Genomic DNA, 13,441 nt, shown 5'->3' with positions numbered 1-13,441 from the left:
GCCGGCGCCGACGCGTCGGCCCCTCTCGCTGTTGCGGGGCCGTGACGCACCGCCCTTGAATTCACTCAAGCAAATAGATAGCTTGCTGAAGCAAAGAGGCTGACGGGTTCGGGCTTCATGGCTGAGGGGGCGCCAGGTGATGACGCGGAACCACCGTCGAACACTGCGGGTCTACGTCGCGGACCGGGCGAGCGGCTGCACCGGCACCCGGCTCGTCCGGCCGGTGGAGCCGCTCGACCGGGACGCCGTCAAGCGGGCCGTGGACGGGGTCCGGCCCAAGGGCGACACCCCCCCATCGGGCTGTCCCCGCGCAGGGCCGCCCAGGAGCGGCCCGAGCCCGCCGGTGGCGCGATCGGTACGCGGACGATCCTGCTTATCTCCGACGGCGAGGACAACTGCGGTACGCCGGAGCCCTGTCGGGTCGCCGAACGGCTCGCCCGGGCCGGCGTCGGGCTGCGGATCGACACCGTCGGCTTTCAGGTGAAGGGTGCCGCCCGCGAGCAGTCGGAGTGCGTCGCCGCGGCGGGCAACGGCCGCTACTGCGACGCCCCGGACGCCGACGCGCCGGCCCGCCGGCTCCAGCGGGCCGGACGGCTACGGTCCGAACGCCGGCGGCTCGAGCTGCGAGCGGGACGACGAACGCTTCCGCCTGTCGGAGGGAGCCGTTCCGCTGTGGGGTCGGGGGCGCGGACGTACTCCTACGGCTCCACTGAGCTGTTCACCCCGGCCCGTTTGCCGGTCGGCGCCGAGCCGGCGGGCCTCGAGCACGGTGCGCCGGTCCTGGTCCGGGAGAGCGAGGGGGAGGGGGAGGGCGAGGGGAAGAACGGGGACAAGCGGGGCAATGCGGCTGGGGCCGGAGACAGCGGCGGTGCGGGCGGGGCAGGATGGACCGGCATCGCGGCCGCGGCCGGGGCGGGCGCCCTGGTCGTCGCGGCCGGAGGGTTCCTCCTCGTCCGCCGTCGCGGCAGCCGTGGCCGCCTCGGCTGAGCGGCCGGGTCGCCGGGCAGCCGGGCGGCCGAGGGGTACCGGTGGGTGAGGACGACGAGGGGAAGCGCGTGAACAGGCAGCGCAACAGGGGCCGGGTGACGGCCGCGGCACTCGCGGCGATGTGCGCCGTGGCGGTCCTGCCGGGGCAGGCGCACGCGGCGGGCCCCGGGAGGTACGCGTTCGACCCCGAGGCGAAGAACGTGCAGGGCGCGGTGACCAACGTCGAGGCGTCCACGCTGGACGAGGGCCTTCCGTACCGCAGCACGATCAAGCCGGGCGAGAAGCTCTACTACCGGGTCACGCTGGACGACGTCTCCGCCGCCTACGTCTCGGCGGTCGCGGTGCCCGACGACAGCGGCGCGGTCGCCTACGGCGACGGCATCAGCATCAGCCTCCGGGAGACCGACGACACCCAGTGCGACTCGGGGCGGGCGAACTTCGGTTCGGGCGAGTACGCCCGTCCCATCACCGCGTACGCCTCCCGGACCGTGGAGGAGGGCGGCAGCACCTGCCAGGAGGGCGGCCCGTACGACGTTCTCGTCGAGCGGGAGAGCAAGGCCGGCTCCAGCCCGGAGCCCTGGGACCTGGAGCTGCGTTTCCTCCAGGAGCCGAAGCTCAGGAGCGGTACGTCCATGCCGACCGAGGCGCCGGAGAGCTGGCCCTCGGCCTCGGCGAAGCCGCTGACCGGGAAGCAGCAGAAGCGGTCCGGCGGGTCCGGGTTCTCCGAGGCCACCAGCCTGGAGAACGGCCGCTGGCAGGACACGGTCGCCCCGGGGCAGACCCGCTTCTTCCGGGTGCCGGTGGACTGGGGTCAGCAGATCCACGCCACCGCCGGACTCTCCAACAGCACGAGCGGCGGCAGCGACTTCGTGGGCAGCGCGCTCACCCTCTCGCTGGCCAACCCCGCCCAGGGGCCGGTCTCCGACGCCACCCTCTCGTACTCCGGAAGCCCCGCGTCCGCGTCCCTGCGGCCACTGCCGCCGGTGGCCTACCGCAACCGGTTCGACTCCTCGTCCCAGGTCAGCGCCGTGCGCTTCGCGGGCTGGTACTACCTGTCGGTCTCCCTCAGCCCGAAGCTGAAGGAGTCCTACGGGGCCGAGCCGATCCCGTTCGAGCTGTCGGTCCAGGTGAAGAACCAGCCCGAGGAATCGCCGTACGAGGGTGACGCCGGGGTCTTTGGCGTCACCGACCAGGACCGGGAAGTGGCCCGGAAGGGGCAGAACGCCGAGCAGGCCGCGAAGAGCGGCCCGATGACCGTGGTCGCCGCGGCCGGGATCGGCACGGGTTCCGTGCTGGTGCTCGGGCTGGGCGTCTGGACCCTGCTGGCCCGCCGCCGCGCGTCAGCCCCCGCTCCGGCCGCCGGTCACCCGGCCGGTGGGGGCCACCAGCCGCCGCCGCAGGGCTGGTAGCCGTCAGACCTGGGTGAGGGCCCAGATTCCGACCGCGAAACAGATCAGCGCCACCACCAGCACCGGGACCGCCACCTTCGGGGGTGGTCCCGGGCGCGTTCGCCGTACGGGCGGGTGGGGCGCCGCGTGCTGCACCGGAGGGGCCGGCACCGGCGGGAGCTGCTGGTGCCGGGCGGTGTAGGGGCGGGTGGCGGAGGGATCGTGCGGTACGCCGGAGGTCGGCGCCTGGGAGGGGTCCGGCGCGCCGACGGCGTACGCGGGCGGCGCGTCCGCGTACGGTGCGGCCGGCGGCTGCTGGAACCCCGGCTGCGGGTGGGGCTGTTGCTGCGGGGCCGCGACACCGGGCGGGGTCGCGGAGGGCTGCGGGGCCGCGGGCGGCGGCGCGAGGTGGAAGCTGCCCGTCTCCGACATCGACACGGGGGGCTGGGCGGGGGCCTGCGGTTCGGCCGGCTGCTGCGAGGGCTCCTGCGGGGCGGTCACGGGCCCGTCGGGGCCGAATCCCGCGGGCAGTGGCCCGATCTGGTCGAACACTTCCACCGGCTCGTCGTCCGGTCCGGCTTCGGGCAGCATCTCGACCGCCGCGGTCAGAGCCTTGCGCGCGCCCGTGGCCGTACGGAACCGGGCGTGCGGGTCGGGCTGGAGCAGACCGGCGAGAACCTGCCACAGCGGCTCGGGAACGCCCTCGGGGGCGCCCGGGGTGCCGTGCGTGGCGAAGTGCTCCACCAGCGCCTGTGCGTCCGGCTTCCGGCCCTGGAGGAGGTAGAGCGCGACCAGGCCGACCGCGAACAGGTCCGCGGGGAAGTCGGGCTCGGCGCCCATCATCTGTTCCGGGGCGAAGTAACCGGGCGTACCGACCACGTAGTTGGTCTCGGTCAGCCGGGGTTCGCCCTTGCGCATCGAGATGCCGAAGTCGGACAGGCGCAGATGCGGCCGGCCCGTACCGGTCGCCTCCATCAGGATGTTGGCGGGCTTGATGTCGCGGTGCACCACCCCTTCGGCGTGCACCGTGGAGAGACCGGAGAGCAGCTGGTCCAGCAGCAGGCAGACGAAGCGCGGGGGCAACGGGCCGTAGTCGCCGATGACATGGGCGAGCGAGCCGCCGCTCACCAGGTCCATGGTGAACAGGACCTTGTCGTCGTCGGCGGCCCAGCTGGCCGGGGCAAGCACGTGCGGGTGCTCGATGCGCAGCGCCTGCTCGCGGACGAAGCGCAGCAGCGTGTGCGCATCGCTCTGCTGGAGCACCTTGGCCGCGACGTACCTGCGGCGCCGGTGGTCCCAGGCCCGCCAGACGGCGCCGACCCCACCCCGCCCGATCGGATCGATCAGCTCGTACCGTCCGGCGAAAACCTCACCCATTGCGCTGCGCCCGCTCCCCGTTCCCGTTGTCGCCGCGGCTCCTGCGGGGACCCGGGGCCCCGGCTGTGTGCGAGGCCCTGGTTCCGCCGTCGTGCGGCTGTGCCGTCGTGATCCCGATCGGCTAGCTCTGGTGTCCTTCGTAGTGCGCGACCGCGTCCGCGGTGCGGCCCGCTCCGTACACCCGGAGGAACTCTGCCAGCTCCGGGTGGGTCGGGGCGAGGGAGTCGGCGGCATCGATGATGTCGCCGGCCGCCGCGACCGACCGCAGCAGGGACTGGATCTCGCGCACCACGCGGCGGACGGTGGGAGCGCCGCCGGTCGAGGTGGTCTGGCCGGTGCCGGTCAGGACGGACCCGCCCTGCGACTTCTTGATCTCCTCCATCCGGTCGGTGGCCTCGCCCGCGCTGACGCTGCCGTCCGCGACCTGGCCCGACAGCTCCTGAAGCGCCTGCACGCGCTGGACCACCGCGGGGTTGCCGATCTTGGCCCGCTGGCCGCTCATCAGCTGCGAGAGCATCGGGGCGGAGAGCCCGAGAACAGCGGCCAGCCGGGCCTGGTTCAGGCCGAGGTCATCGATCAGCCGACGGAAGAGCGCCCCCAACGGCTCTCCGTACCAACTGCGTTGAAGCTCTCTGGCTCTTGCCGTCGCCTCTTGTTGCGCTGCGTCCATGGCGTCTCCCCATCGCTGCGGCTTCGCTGCTGCGAACCTTGCGAGCATCTTACGGAGCGTGGTCGTTCACGGGGAGTCCCTATCCTTTTGGAAGAACCCGGGGGGTACCCGGTACTCTGGTCCCGACGGTGACCCGGGGCCTTAGCTCAGTTGGTAGAGCGCTGCCTTTGCAAGGCAGATGTCAGGAGTTCGAATCTCCTAGGCTCCACTTGATTGAACCCCTCCAACCTGCGGAAACGTGGTTGGAGGGGTTCTTTTGCGTTCCTTCTCCGCTGCACCAGGCACACTTCATACATAAACAGTCGAGCCACAAAGGACTCAGGCATGATCACGTTGACGAAGGAAGACGGCCCGGCGGACCTGGGCGGGGTGACCCACCTGTCGATCGGAGCGTCCTGGGACCCGACCGTCGGGAGCAGCGGCGGTCTGATGGGGAAGATCCGGCAGAAGGCCGGTACGGACCTCGATCTGATCGCCATCGCGCTGCAGGGCGGAGACCCGGTGCGGCTGGCCGGACTGGACTCCCTGGACCCGCTGGGCAACGGCTCGCTGGTGCACAGCGGGGACAACCAGACCGGGCACGGTGACGGCGACGACGAGACGGTGACCGTCGAGTTCGCCAGGATTCCCTCGAACATCACGTCGATCGTCTTCATCGCGGCCGCCTACAAGAAGCGCAGCTCGTTCAGCAACGCGCGCAACATCAGCTTCAAGGTGTACGACGCGACGGGCGGCAGCTCGCAGCAGGTCGCCGACATCTGGCCGAGCATGCTCACGCAGGACAACGGCGTCGCCGTCGCCAAGGCGATCCGTGAGGGCGCGGGCTGGAAGCTCCAGGTGATCAACGAGACCGGGAAGATCAAGCAGGGCGACGAGCACGCCCTGATGCGGTTCGCCGTCAGCCGTTAGTCGTCCCCACCGGTCCGTCGTCCCCTCCTTACGCTTCGGTGGGCTCACGTCCGCACGCTTCGGTGGGCTCACGCGAACGCGGCCGCGGAAACCGCTCAGGCGGTTTCCGCGGCCGCGTTCGTTCTGCTTGTTCTGCCGGCCTGTCAGCCGGATCGGGTCAGGGCCGGTCGTCGAGGCCCGGGGTGTCCCCCTCGCCGGACTCGGCCTCGGCCTGCTTGGCCTTGACCTCCGGGTCGAGATCGGCCCGCGGGCTGCCGTCGACCGAGCTGAGCGGCGAGCGCTCGTCGCCCACCTCGGTGGCGACGGGCGGCTCGACCAGCCAGTCCGGGTTGGCCTGCTTGTCCCACCAGCGCCAGGCGGCGTAGGCGCCGCCCGCCAGGACACCCAGCACCAGGAACCCCTTCGCCGCCCGGCCGGCCTTGGCCCGCCGCTGGTGCTTCCGGGCCAGCTTCTGGATTTCCTTGGCCGTCACCTGGGTACGCAGCGCCGCCAGGGCGGCCGCGCTGCGGGCGGACGCCTGCTCGGCGACGGGCACGGCCACCGCGCGGGCGTGCTCGACGCGGGGTGCGGTGTAGTCGGCGGCGCTCCGTGCGGCCTTCCGGGTGGAGACCGCGGCGCGCTGTGCGGCCTCGTCGACGCGGGGCGGCACGTGCGTACGGGCCTGTTCGATGCGCGGTGCGAGATGGGACGCGTACTGGACACGGGCCTGCTGGGCCGCCTTCGTCACCTTGGGCGCGAGGCGTACGCGCGCCTCGTGCGCGTAGTGGGCCGCCTGCTCCTTGGCCATGTCGGCGTAGGGCGCCACCACTTCCGCGGCGTGCTGCGCGCTGTCCTTCGCCGAGTCGGTTGCGGCGCGCACGCTGTCGATGCGGGTCACGAGATCCTCCTCCTTGGTGGCGGGTAGGTACTCCGCCTGTCCGCCCAGTCCAGAATCATGCCTGTCGGGTCCCTGCCCGGCACGCGGGACGGGCATCCGGGTCATGATCGTCATTTGCGGTCAAAACGGTCCATGTGAAGTGTGCCGACGACAATGCCATGGTTCGGCGGTGAACGCGCCGGTTCACCAGGCATCCGGCCGTACGTTTCCCGGTCCGTGGGAGGATCGCCGGACGTCAGCGAAGGATTTGACGGCAGGCGAGGAAAGAGGAAGGCAGATCGTGGCCGAGCAGCTTTACGCCACCTTGAAGACCAACCGGGGCGACATCGAGATCCGGCTGCTGCCGAACCACGCCCCCAAGACGGTGAAGAACTTCGTGGAACTGGCCACCGGGCAGCGCGAGTGGGTCAACCCGGAGACCGGCGAGACCACCACGGCCCCGCTGTACGACGGCACCGTCTTCCACCGCGTGATCAGCGGTTTCATGATCCAGGGCGGCGATCCGCTGGGCAACGGCACCGGCGGCCCCGGCTACAAGTTCGCCGACGAGTTCCACCCGGATCTGGCCTTCACCAAGCCGTATCTGCTGGCCATGGCCAACGCGGGGCCGGGCACCAACGGCTCGCAGTTCTTCCTGACCGTCTCGCCGACGGCCTGGCTGACCAACAAGCACACCATCTTCGGCGAGGTGGCCGACGACGCGGGCCGCAAGGTGGTCGACGCCATCGCGGCCACGGCGACCAATCCGCGCACCGACCGCCCGCTCCAGGACGTGGTGATCGAGTCCGTGGTCGTCGAGACCCGCTGACGGTCCGCGCGCACGCGCCCCCCCGGGAGTCCTGCGGGTCCGGGGGATCCCTGTGGGAACCAACCGCCCTGCCCGTCCGTAGTGATACATAGCGGACGAGCGGGGCCGGCCCTGTCCGTGCCGCCGCCCGAGCGACGAGGGACGAGGACCGAGAGGCAGGCCAGGACCGATGGACCAGCAGCCGCCGGGAGACCGTGCCGCCGCGGGAAGCGGTGTGCCGACGCCGACCTGCTACCGCCACCCCGACCGCGAGACCGGCATCAGCTGTACGCGCTGCGAGCGGCCGGTATGCCCCGAGTGCATGGTGAGCGCCTCGGTCGGCTTCCAGTGCCCCGACTGCGTACGCCAGGGCTCGGGCACCGGGCACCATCCGGCGGCGAGCCGGCCGCGGACGCTGGCGGGCGGCTCGGTGGCCGCGGATCCGCGCCTGGTCACCAAGATCCTGCTCTCCATCAATCTGGCCGTCTTCCTCCTGGTCACCGTCCGCCCCGGGCTGGTGGGCGATCTGACGCTGCTCGGCCGGGCCTGGGACCCGAGCCCGCCGCCGGGGTCCATCGAGGGCGTCGCCGAGGGGCAGTGGTACCGCCTGGTGACCTCGATGTTCCTGCACCAGGAACTGATGCACATCGCGTTCAACATGCTCGGTCTCTGGTGGCTCGGCGGACAGCTGGAGGCGGCGCTCGGCCGTTCCCGCTATCTCGCCCTCTACCTGCTGTCCGGGTTCGCCGGCAGCGCGCTGACCTATCTGATCGCCGCGCAGAACCAGCCCTCGCTGGGCGCCTCCGGCGCGGTCTACGGCCTCTTCGGCGCGACAGCCGTCCTGATGCGCCGGATGAACTACGACATGCGCCCGGTGCTCGTGCTGCTGGCGCTCAACCTGGTCTTCACCTTCACCTGGGGCGGTATCGCCTGGGAGGCGCACGTCGGCGGTCTGATCGCGGGCGTCGCCATCGCCGTCGGCATGGTCCACGCCCCGCGCGAGCGGCGTACGGCGGTGCAGACCGGCACCTGCGCGCTCGTCCTGCTGGCGTCCCTCGGGATCGTCGTCGCCCGGACGATCGCGCTCACCTGAGCGGAATGGTCGGGGAAGAGGGCTCTCCACCCCCAGGCTGACCGAAGTTGTCCACAGTGTGCGCGGATTCTTGTGCATGGCAAGAGGAACAGGTGTGCCCCTTGTCGCTGAGCTGGGTTTTTCCGCCCGGACAACGGGGTGCAGCCCCCCTCGGCGAGGGAGGCTGCAGTCACACCGGCGTCAACTTGAGTGGAGGTTATCCACAGATCGTCTGACCTTTTCCCCCGGCTGTGGATAACGCTGTGGGTAACTCAGGGCAAGGCTTGCGTGGAAGGGCGTCGACCAGGTACAGAGCCCGTACCCGGCCCAGGGGCGACGGAGCGGAAGGGTTCCGCTACTTCCACTGGGTCGACACGGCGAAGCCGCCGGCGATGAAGCCGAAGCCGACCACGATGTTCCAGTTGCCCAGGGCGTCGACCGGTAGATCGCCTTCGGTCACGTAGAACACCACGATCCAGGCCAGCCCGATGAGGAACAGGGCCAGCATCACCGGAGCGACCCAGCTGCGGTTGGTCAGCTTGATGGCCGTTGCCTGCTTCGCCGGGGGCGGCGTGAAGTCGGCCTTCTTGCGGATACGTGACTTCGGCACGAGGGACTCTCCTGTCGATGCGCTGCGTGACCGCGCAGGGATCTGTGGCGGGCGCCGGGGGCGGGTGCCAGGGGATGCCAGGGGGAATGCTGCCTCCCCCGAGCGTCCGTTAGCGTAGTGCTTCCCTGGCGCCTGATGAGATAAGGGTACGTTGAGCAATTCTGCCGACTCCCCCGAAGGCCCGGCCCGGCGCACCTCCGTGTGGGCGGTCCGGGGGCTCACCGCTGCGGTTTTCGCCCTGGCCGGACTCATCTTCGTCACCAGCGCCAACACGGCCAAGGGCACCAATCTGCGCAGCGACTCCTCTCTCCTCAAGCTCTCCGACCTGATCAGGGAGCGCAGCGAGAAGAACGCCGAACTGAACGATTCGGCCGCTTCCGTGCGCTCGGAGATCGACGCCCTCGCCCAGCGCGACGACGGCTCCACCCGGGCCGAGGACGCCCGGCTGAAGGCCCTGGAGAAGGCGGCCGGAACCACGGAGATCACCGGTGACTCCGTCAGCGTGACCCTCAACGACGCGCCGCCCGACGCCACCGCCAACCCCGGCTACCCCGAGCCCCAGCCCAACGACCTGGTCATCCACCAGCAGGACCTGCAGGCCGTGGTGAACGCGCTGTGGCAGGGCGGGGCGCGCGGAATCCAGGTGATGGACCAGCGGCTGATCTCCACCAGCGCGGTCCGCTGCGTCGGCAACACCCTGATCCTCCAGGGCCGCGTCTACTCCCCGCCCTACAAGGTCACCGCGGTCGGCGACCCCGGAAAGCTCAAGCAGGCGCTCAACAGCTCCACCGCGATCCAGAACTACCTGCTGTACGTGAAGGCGTACGGGCTGGGCTGGAAAGTCGACGAGGACGAGGCGGTGACTCTTCCCGGGTACTCGGGCACAGTGGATCTCCACTACGCACAGCCTGTGGAGTGAGCCCTGGCCGAGCGCCAGCTGAGCCCCGGGGAGGCCGGTCCGGTGTCGGTGCGACTCGTCGTCAGGACCCTCAGTGAACTCTGCATCACCGTGGGCGCGCTGATCATCCTCTTCGTCGTCTACTTCCTGTTCTGGACGGGTGTGAAAGCGGCCGACGCGGCCGAGGGCGAGATCGACACCCTCCGGAGCCAGTGGGCACGCGAACCCGTGGCGGCGGCCCCTCCGCCCCCTTCCCCTTCCGCTTCCGATTCCGCCTCCGCGGAGCCCTCCGCCCCGGCCCCCGAACCGTCCCCGTACCGCGACGGAAAGCCCTTCGCGACGATGCACATCCCCCGCTTCGGCTCCGGCTGGGAGTGGCCCGTCCTGGAGAACACCGAGGTCAGGACCTTGCAGAAGGGGCTCGGGCACTACAGCGGTACCGCCCGCCCCGGCGGTACGGGCAATTTCGCGGTGGCCGGGCACCGGCGGACGTACGGCGACCCCTTCAAGGACTTCCCGAAGCTGCGTCCCGGGGACGCGGTCGTCGTCAACGACGGCACGACCTGGTTCACGTACCGCATCGTGAAGGAGCCCCACCGGACCGTGCCCACCGACACCGCCGTCGTCGATCCGGTGCCCCGCGGCTCCGGCTTCGAGGGCGTCGGCCGCTATCTGACCCTCACCACGTGCGAACCGGAATGGGGCAGCAGCCACCGGCTGATCGCCTGGGCCCATCTGGACGCGACGCGGCCGGTGAGCGAGGGGAAGCCGCCGGAGCTCGCCGGCTGACCCGCGTCCGACCCGTGGTTTTCCACAGGGGACCCACGCTTCTGCCGCGGCCCTCTAGTCTGGTGCGGGTACCGAATGGAGGGGTCAGCATGTACGGCTGGATCTGGCGGCATCTGCCGGGCAACGCATGGGTGCGGAGCATCATCGCGCTCGTGCTGCTCCTGGCGGTCGTCTACGCACTGTTCCAGTACGTGTTCCCGTGGGCGGAGCCGTTGCTCCCGTTCGGTGATGTGACCGTCGACGGCGCGAGCGCCGGTGGAGCAGGAGTAGGCCAGTGAGCGCACGCATCCTTGTCGTGGACAACTACGACAGCTTCGTCTTCAACCTCGTCCAGTATCTGTATCAGCTCGGCGCCGAGTGCGAGGTGCTGCGCAATGACGAGGTGACCCCCGCCCACGCCCAGGACGGCTTCGACGGCGTGCTGCTCTCGCCGGGCCCCGGCACCCCCGAACAGGCGGGCGTCTGCGTCGAGATGGTGCGCCACTGCGCGGACACCGGCGTTCCGGTCTTCGGCGTCTGCCTGGGGATGCAGTCGATGGCGGTGGCGTACGGCGGTGTCGTCGACCGGGCCCCCGAGCTGTTGCACGGCAAGACCTCCCCCGTGACCCACGAGGGCAAGGGCGTCTTCGCCGGGCTGCCGTCCCCCTTCACCGCGACGCGCTACCACTCGCTCGCCGCCGAACCCGGTGAACTGCCCCCCGAGTTGGAGGTCACCGCCCGCACGGCGGACGGCATCATCATGGGGCTGCGCCACCGAGACCGGGCGGTGGAGGGTGTGCAGTTCCACCCCGAGTCGGTGCTCACCGAACACGGCCATCTGATGCTGGCCAACTGGCTGGAGCAGTGCGGAGATCAGGGGGCCGTCGCGCGCTCGGCGGGGCTCGCGCCGGTGGTGGGCAAGGCCGCCGCGTGACCGCAGGCCGCCCCGGGCAGGCCGCCGGACCGGAAGGCCCCGACGCGCACGGGGCGTACGGGACCGACGGCGCGTTCGTGGCGGCGGTGGACGGCCTCGCGGATCCGCTGAACGATCCGCTGCCCGGCGGGCACACGTCGCCGTGGTTCCGGTCGGAGAACATCCCGGCGGTGGATCCGGCGGTGCCGCACGGGATGCAGTCCGCGTATCCAGCCTCGTACGAGGCTGGATACGCGGACTGCCAAACGCCTCCTCAAGGGCCTCAGCAGGCCCAGGGAGCCCCGAACGAGTGGTACGACCCCGCCGGGTACCAACGCGACTGGTACGGGCCTCAGGAGCCGTCTGCGCGCATGGCCGCGGCGGACCAGGTGGCCCAAGGGGCTCCCGTGGCCCCCGTGCCTCCGGCCGAGGAGTCGACTCCGGCTCCGGGGGCGCCCCCGGACGCCGCGGGCCTCCACGCCGAACCGCGTACCGAAGTGCTCGCCCGCATACCGGCGGAGCCCGAGCCGGAGGCGGAGCTCGGCCCCACCTCTTCCCCCGCCCCCGCCCCTGCCCCCGGCGGGCGGGCCGAGCGGCGGCGGGCGGCCAAGGGACGGGGCCGTCGGCGCCCGGGGGCGTCCCCGGAGCAGAAGGCCGCCCCGGCCGCCGCCCCGATGTCCCGGGTGGAGGCCCGGCGCGCGGCGCGGGCGGCGAAGGACAGCCCGGCGGTCATCGCCAGCCGGGCGGTCGGCGAAGTGTTCATCACGCTGGGCGTCCTGATGCTGCTGTTCGTCACCTACCAGCTGTGGTGGACCAACATCCGGGCCGACCAGATCGCCGGCAAGGAGACGAACCGGATCCAGGACGAATGGGCCAACGGCGACCGCAAACCGGGGGTGTTCGCGCCGGGCGAGGGCTTCGCGATCATGCACATCCCCAAGCTGGACGTCGTCGCCCCGATCGCCGAGGGCATCGACAAGGAGAAGGTCCTCGACCGGGGGATGATCGGCCACTACGGCGAGGGCAGGCTCAAGACGGCGATGCCCTCGGACAAGCAGGGCAACTTCTCCGTGGCGGGGCACCGCAACACCCATGGCGAACCGTTCCGCTACATCAACAAGCTCAATCCCGGCGACCCGATCGTGGTCGAGACCCGCGACGCGTACTACACGTACGAGATGGCCAGCATCCTTCCGCAGACCTCGCCGTCGAACATCTCGGTGATCGAGCCGATCCCGGTCGGTTCCGGGTTCACGAAGCCGGGGAGGTACCTCACGCTGACGACGTGTACGCCGGAATTCACGAGTACCTACCGGCTGATCGTCTGGGGCAAGATGGTCGACGAACGGCCACGCAGCGAGGGAAAGCCCGACGCGCTCGTCGGCTGAACATCCTCACGACAGGGACGGTGCGGTGGCAGCGAGGACCGAGCACGACGAGCGGACCGACACGTCCGCGTCCCCGCCCCCGGCACGCCGCCGCGTCCGCCATCCCGTGGCGACGGCCGTCAGTGTCTTCGGCGAGCTGCTCATCACCGCGGGCCTGGTGCTCGCGCTGTTCGTCGTCTACTCCCTGTGGTGGACCAACGTGCTCGCCGACCGCGAGGCCGGCCGGCAGGGCGACACCGTACGCAACAAGTGGGCGGACGCCGGGCCCGGTGCCCTGGACACCAAGGACGGCATCGGCTTCCTGCACGTCCCCGCCATGAAGAACGGCGAGGTCCTGGTCAAGAAGGGCACCGACCCCAAGACCCTCAACAACGGGATCGCGGGCTACTACACCGACCCCGTGAAGTCGGCCCTCCCCTGGGACGACGAGGGCAACTTCACGCTGGCCGCGCACCGCGACGGGCACGGCGCGAAGTTCCACAACATCCACAAGCTGAAGAACGGCGATCCGGTCGTCTTCGAGACCAAGGACACCTGGTACGTCTACAAGGTCTACAAGACGCTCCCCGAGACCTCGAAGTTCAACGTCGACGTCATCCAGCCGGTCCCGGAGGAGTCGGGCGTCAAGAAGCCCGGCCGCTACATCACGCTGACGACCTGCACCCCGGTCTACACCTCGAAGTACCGGTACATCGTGTGGGGCGAGCTGGAGCGCACGGAGAAGGTCGACAAGGACCGCACGAAGCCGGTGGAACTGCTGGGCTGAGCCCACGCCCGGGCCCCCGCACACGGGAAGG

15 protein-coding genes, 1 tRNA gene and 1 pseudogene are annotated in these 13,441 nt (G+C 70.8%); 13 read left to right on the top strand and 4 right to left on the bottom strand.

All coding sequences use genetic code 11. From position 1 onward, the window contains the following. Positions 1–163: 163 nt before the first annotated feature. The 3 genes and pseudogenes from IE140_RS35915 to IE140_RS11230 all read left to right on the top strand — a co-directional run. Positions 164–598, top strand: a pseudogene (locus tag IE140_RS35915) (vWA domain-containing protein); the annotation flags it as partial. A gap of 74 nt (positions 599–672) precedes the next feature. Continuing rightward, positions 673–987: a hypothetical protein gene (locus IE140_RS11235; RefSeq protein ID WP_189460346.1), complete on the top strand. Its 315-nt coding sequence runs from the start codon at positions 673–675 to the stop codon at positions 985–987. A 68-nt stretch (positions 988–1,055) separates the two neighbouring features. Beyond that, the gene (locus IE140_RS11230) at positions 1,056–2,396 is read left to right on the top strand and encodes a hypothetical protein (RefSeq protein WP_189460344.1); all 1,341 of its coding nucleotides are present in this window, start codon (positions 1,056–1,058) and stop codon (positions 2,394–2,396) included. Positions 2,397–2,399: 3 nt separating this feature from the next. On the opposite strand, the gene IE140_RS11225 is transcribed toward IE140_RS11230, so the two are convergent. Together IE140_RS11225 and IE140_RS11220 are read right to left on the bottom strand one after the other, a co-directional pair. Continuing rightward, entirely contained in the window at positions 2,400–3,752 is a 1,353-nt protein-coding gene (locus IE140_RS11225; RefSeq protein ID WP_189460342.1) for a serine/threonine-protein kinase, read from the bottom strand. Between the two features lie 121 nt (positions 3,753–3,873). Next, on the bottom strand, positions 3,874–4,422 hold the full coding sequence (locus tag IE140_RS11220; RefSeq protein WP_006125970.1) for a helix-turn-helix domain-containing protein: 549 nt from the start codon (positions 4,420–4,422) through the stop codon (positions 3,874–3,876). 135 nt (positions 4,423–4,557) lie between these two features. Here IE140_RS11220 and IE140_RS11215 point away from each other — a divergent pair. Both IE140_RS11215 and IE140_RS11210 read left to right on the top strand, forming a co-directional pair. Next, positions 4,558–4,630, top strand: a tRNA-Ala gene (locus tag IE140_RS11215). 116 nt (positions 4,631–4,746) lie between these two features. Continuing rightward, positions 4,747–5,331, top strand: a complete 585-nt coding sequence (locus IE140_RS11210; protein WP_010071383.1) for a TerD family protein — start codon at positions 4,747–4,749, stop codon at positions 5,329–5,331. A 157-nt stretch (positions 5,332–5,488) separates the two neighbouring features. Here the strand turns inward: IE140_RS11210 and IE140_RS11205 are convergent, their stop codons facing one another. After that, positions 5,489–6,208, bottom strand: coding sequence for a DUF5324 family protein (locus IE140_RS11205; protein WP_010071382.1), 720 nt, complete (start codon positions 6,206–6,208; stop codon positions 5,489–5,491). A gap of 280 nt (positions 6,209–6,488) precedes the next feature. Between IE140_RS11205 and IE140_RS11200 the strand changes: the two genes are divergently transcribed. After that, complete coding sequence (locus tag IE140_RS11200) at positions 6,489–7,016, top strand: peptidylprolyl isomerase (RefSeq protein ID WP_032764571.1); 528 nt, start codon at positions 6,489–6,491, stop codon at positions 7,014–7,016. Between the two features lie 169 nt (positions 7,017–7,185). Continuing rightward, a complete protein-coding gene (locus IE140_RS11195) occupies positions 7,186–8,088 on the top strand; it encodes a rhomboid family intramembrane serine protease (protein ID WP_032764570.1) in 903 nt (300 codons plus the stop codon). A gap of 334 nt (positions 8,089–8,422) precedes the next feature. Here IE140_RS11195 and crgA read toward each other — a convergent pair whose 3' ends face one another. After that, positions 8,423–8,677, bottom strand: coding sequence for a cell division protein CrgA (gene crgA, locus IE140_RS11190; protein WP_003967902.1), 255 nt, complete (start codon positions 8,675–8,677; stop codon positions 8,423–8,425). 151 nt (positions 8,678–8,828) lie between these two features. Between crgA and IE140_RS11185 the strand changes: the two genes are divergently transcribed. The 6 genes from IE140_RS11185 (at position 8,829) to IE140_RS11160 (ending at position 13,410) form a co-directional block, all read left to right on the top strand. Continuing rightward, positions 8,829–9,596 carry a DUF881 domain-containing protein gene (locus IE140_RS11185; RefSeq protein ID WP_175465252.1) on the top strand — a complete coding sequence of 256 codons (768 nt, stop codon included), beginning with the start codon at positions 8,829–8,831 and terminating at the stop codon, positions 9,594–9,596. Between the two features lie 42 nt (positions 9,597–9,638). Beyond that, positions 9,639–10,364, top strand: coding sequence for a class E sortase (locus tag IE140_RS11180; RefSeq protein WP_093444225.1), 726 nt, complete (start codon positions 9,639–9,641; stop codon positions 10,362–10,364). Positions 10,365–10,453: 89 nt separating this feature from the next. Continuing rightward, positions 10,454–10,642, top strand: coding sequence for a hypothetical protein (locus IE140_RS11175; protein ID WP_093444224.1), 189 nt, complete (start codon positions 10,454–10,456; stop codon positions 10,640–10,642). Next, positions 10,639–11,277, top strand: a complete 639-nt coding sequence (locus IE140_RS11170; RefSeq protein WP_006125962.1) for an aminodeoxychorismate/anthranilate synthase component II — start codon at positions 10,639–10,641, stop codon at positions 11,275–11,277. The genes IE140_RS11175 and IE140_RS11170 overlap by 4 nt, the downstream gene beginning before the upstream one ends. Next, positions 11,274–12,644 (top strand): class E sortase, encoded by a 1,371-nt coding sequence (locus IE140_RS11165; protein ID WP_189460340.1) that lies wholly within the window; start codon positions 11,274–11,276, stop codon positions 12,642–12,644. Before IE140_RS11170 ends, IE140_RS11165 begins: the two co-directional genes overlap by 4 nt. A gap of 25 nt (positions 12,645–12,669) precedes the next feature. Then, positions 12,670–13,410, top strand: a complete 741-nt coding sequence (locus tag IE140_RS11160) for a class E sortase (RefSeq protein ID WP_032776516.1) — start codon at positions 12,670–12,672, stop codon at positions 13,408–13,410. Positions 13,411–13,441 lie beyond the last annotated feature (31 nt).

Source organism: Streptomyces parvus, from assembly GCF_014648875.1.
GTDB lineage: Bacteria > Actinomycetota > Actinomycetes > Streptomycetales > Streptomycetaceae > Streptomyces > Streptomyces parvus.
This window is presented reverse-complemented; position numbering and strand designations above follow the sequence as displayed.

Excerpts from the sequence above, each read along its gene's own strand:
- IE140_RS11225 (WP_189460342.1), bottom strand. The coding sequence starts at position 3,752 with ATGGGTGAGGTTTTCGCCGGACGGTACGAGCTGATCGATCCGATCGGG.
- IE140_RS11220 (WP_006125970.1), bottom strand. The coding sequence starts at position 4,422 with ATGGACGCAGCGCAACAAGAGGCGACGGCAAGAGCCAGAGAGCTTCAA.
- IE140_RS11210 (WP_010071383.1), top strand. The coding sequence starts at position 4,747 with ATGATCACGTTGACGAAGGAAGACGGCCCGGCGGACCTGGGCGGGGTG.
- IE140_RS11195 (WP_032764570.1), top strand. The coding sequence starts at position 7,186 with ATGGACCAGCAGCCGCCGGGAGACCGTGCCGCCGCGGGAAGCGGTGTG.
- IE140_RS11175 (WP_093444224.1), top strand. The coding sequence starts at position 10,454 with ATGTACGGCTGGATCTGGCGGCATCTGCCGGGCAACGCATGGGTGCGG.